At 32.0% G+C, this 316-nt stretch carries 1 pseudogene; it reads right to left on the bottom strand.

The window, feature by feature from the left end:
* A pseudogene (locus FC36_RS04945) lies at positions 1-316 on the bottom strand (RNA-guided endonuclease InsQ/TnpB family protein); the annotation flags it as partial.

Below are 316 nucleotides of genomic sequence, written 5' to 3'. Positions count from 1 at the left end.
TCTTATTATCTAAAATACGTCTGTGTGAGCCACTAATACGTAATCTACCCAACTTTGGTATTTGGATATGCTTGGTATCAAGAAACTTAACACTAGCAGAATACATATCCATGATTGCTTCTTTGCCATATTGAGCATTAGTTTGATATTTTTCTGCATAACCTTTTTTATGGAATTTAGGCGTCCCTGCACTATGAACTTTTTTGTACATTTTCCAAGCTTTGTTATAGTTTTGTTTAGCGTTAGCTAAGGCAAGACTATCAATATTTTTGTTAAGCATATAACGGTAATGATTAGCTAATTCTTTAGGATTTTT

It is taken from the genome of Ligilactobacillus equi DSM 15833 = JCM 10991 (assembly GCF_001435735.1).
Lineage (GTDB): Bacteria > Bacillota > Bacilli > Lactobacillales > Lactobacillaceae > Ligilactobacillus > Ligilactobacillus equi.
The sequence above is the reverse complement of the archived record's forward strand: the minus strand, read 5'-3'. Positions and strand labels throughout refer to the sequence as shown.